The following is a 2,340-nucleotide window of genomic DNA, read 5'->3' as shown; positions in this document are numbered from 1 at the left end:
ACATTAGCAAGTGGAGGATTTGGCGAAACATTTCTTGCCCAAGATACTCAAATGCCCTCCGGTCGTCTATGCGTGATTAAACAACTTAAACCCATAGTAAATAATCCTCAAATTTATCAAATCGTACAAGATAGATTTCAAAGAGAAGCAGCAATTTTAGAAGAATTAGGAGAAACAAATTATCAGATTCCTAGATTATACGCATACTTTACAGAAAACGGAAAATTTTATCTAGTACAAGAATGGATAGAAGGAGAAACCCTCACAAAAAAATTACAAACCGAAGGATTATTTAATGAAGATTCTGTACGACAAATTCTCATAAATTTACTCCCAGTTTTAGACTACATCCACAGTCAAAGAATTATCCATAGAGATATAAAACCAGGCAATATAATCTGGCGAGAAAAAGATGATTTGCCAGTATTAATCGACTTTGGAGCAGTCAAAGAATTAATGGGAACAACATTAAATTCTCAAGGCAATCCTTCTCGCTCCATAATAATAGGTACTCCAGGATTTATGCCACCAGAACAAGCAGCAGGCCATCCAGTTTATGCCAGCGATTTATACAGTTTAGGGCTAACAACAATTTATTTATTAACCGGAAAAAATCCCCGCCAATTACCAACAAATTCTCAGTGGGAAAAGTTGGCTACAAATATAACTCCCCAACTAGCAGAAACTTTAAATAAAGTTATTCAAGCCAACCCAAGCGATCGCTACTCCACGGCCGGAGAAATGCTCCACTCCCTAAAGTTTGGCCCTACTGCGATGATTCCCACAGTACCTTCTCCGCCACCTCCCATTCTTCTACCCCTATCAGAAGGATCTCCCACTCCAGCACCAACCTCAGCTACTTTACCTCCACCAGAAGCTTTAAGCTCTTCTCAATCTGTAGTTTCTCATCCCCCAGTTCCCAAAAAAACTCATCAGATGGGAGACTGGCTAAAAGCAGTTATTACAGGTAGTATGATTGGCAGTTTTATTCTTATTGGCATTGTTTTAAGTAATATATTTCCCTCAATAATTAACTCAATTTTCCCAAAAAAGTCTCAAGAAAATATTGATATATCAACCACAAATATCAATCCAGAAAAAACAACTACTTCATCACCAAAATCGATAACTTCACCACAGTCTCAAACACCTAAAACTCCTATAGTCAATTCAATCTCAGAAATAGAAGCAAAAAAATTAATTGAAACTTGGCTACAAGCAAAAGTAAAAATGTTTTCCCCTCCATACAATAACCAAATTGCCGAACAATTAACTACAGGAAATTTTTATGAAAAAACAGCAGGAATAAATGGTTCAATCAATTGGTTAAAAAGCAACAAAGCTTACTACAAATATGGCATACAAAGACTTGAGTCAGTAGAACAATTTTTCGCCGACCGAGATATTGCAACTATCAAAGTTAGAATTACTGAAGAATATAGTCTTTATCGTAATGGCAAAATTGACCCCAATGAAACAGACTTCAAAACTTTAACCATTATTTATAACTTAAAATTAGTAGACGGTCAGTGGAAAATATCTAACTCTCGTAAACTTTGAATATAGCAGTCAGCGGTCAGCTATCAACTTCTCTGGCCTGTATAATGAGGGATACTCAAGAGAAGCCGCTCCACGTCTACAAACCCCCATTAATACACACCACTAATTTTTCAAATAAGCGTGGGGGACATCGAACCCTTGGATTTTTAGCTGTTAACGCAGTTCCTCTGCAAGAGGCTAGCTAAATGCTGTTTGCGGAGCATTCCGGGGAAAAACTAATAGCTAGTTAAATAGTCAGATAAAATTCAAATTACAGCCGTTTTGGAGTTGATGAGGTACAAAATTGTAGAACTTTAGGGACGTTGTATGCAACGTCCTTACAGAGTAGGAAAAAAAGACTAATTTTTAAACATTTGAAGTGAAAAATAGTTTATACCAATTTAAAAAAAGAATGCTACAAAAAAATAGATATCGATCGGATATGCTTAAAAATAACTGCTCTAGTTCATTTGAGATGGTTATATCTATACTTTTTTCCCTTTTTTTAAATATTTCCCCCTTCTTCCTTCTTTCTTACCGAAAAATTGTGGGTATGTGCCTCCCCTTTTAAGGGGATAAAAAGCGGTCGAGAGATGGCGAGGTTTCCTCGCCATATCTAATCGACCAAGAGAAAGAATATATTCCTTATTTCAAGCCTCTTGCTTTCCTAGGTCATGCTCCGCAAACAGCTAGAGGTACTGATAACTGATAACTGAAATGACCTCTACCATTTGTAACAAAAATTTATCAAATTGGTATTATGAATTTTTGGCGTAAATTACAACTATTGATAATTACATT

The 2,340-nt window shown here is 36.1% G+C and carries 1 protein-coding gene; it reads left to right on the top strand.

Annotation, left to right across the window (positions count from 1 at the left end; all coding sequences use genetic code 11):
* A partial coding sequence (locus AC3DU7_RS22055; RefSeq protein WP_488041450.1) for a protein kinase domain-containing protein occupies window positions 1–1,560 on the top strand: 1,560 nt, incomplete at its 5' end.
* Window positions 1,561–2,340: the final 780 nt, after the last annotated feature.

Source organism: Okeania sp. (assembly GCF_983059655.1).
The sequence above is the reverse complement of the archived record's forward strand: the minus strand, read 5'-3'. Positions and strand labels throughout refer to the sequence as shown.